Source organism: Arthrobacter sp. TJ-266, from assembly GCF_058269115.1.
Window position 1 is genome coordinate 1 of the sequence record NZ_JBZCNC010000014.1, and the last position, 609, is coordinate 609.

Annotated in this window: 2 protein-coding genes; one reads left to right on the forward strand and one right to left on the reverse strand. The window is 61.2% G+C overall.

The genetic code is table 11. The features are described from left to right. The coding region (locus AC4D12_RS16980; RefSeq protein WP_490951139.1) for a nuclear transport factor 2 family protein at positions 1–195 on the reverse strand (195 nt) is incomplete at its 3' end. Between the two features lie 80 nt (positions 196–275). Between AC4D12_RS16980 and AC4D12_RS16985 the strand changes: the two genes are divergently transcribed. Then, positions 276–609, forward strand: a 334-nt coding sequence (locus AC4D12_RS16985) for a winged helix-turn-helix transcriptional regulator (protein ID WP_490951140.1), incomplete at its 3' end; no start/stop codon positions are given.

Sequence of the window (609 nt, forward strand, 5' to 3'; positions counted from 1 at the left end):
GGTGTTCGTGAAACCGTCCCGGACAGCGGCGACGAGTCTGCGCATTCCTTCGATGGCCGAGTGTTCCCCCGGCGCTGCGTTGTGGTCGATGAGATCGACGCTGAAGAACTTGTCGACTGCGTCGACGTCCCCTGCGTCGAAGGTCTCGAAGTAGGCGTTGCTTGCGATGTCGCGGGCGGTGAGTTGCGTTGTCATGGTGGTCTCCTGGTTGCGGATTGGTAGACCTACGATGCACTATGGGAAGTAGTTTCCCGCAAGATACTAATGGAGTCGACATGAGTAACGTTTGGACAACGCTGCCGCATGACACCGACGAGTGTCCGGTCGATCGCACGGTGCAGGTTGTTGAGGGCCGTTGGGCGACGTTGATCGTTCGCGAGCTTCTCTCGGGGACGAAGCGTTTCGGCGAGCTGCGTGCGGCGTTGCCGGGTATCAGTCCCAAGACGCTCACCGATCGGCTCCGGCACCTCGAGGCGCAGGACGTCGTGATTCGGGAGGCTTTCTCGGAGATTCCTCCCCGGGTCGAGTATCGGCTGACCGAACGGGGGTTCCGTCTGGAGCCGATCCTGGTCGCGATGTGGGAGTGGGGACACGAGGATCTCACTGGGA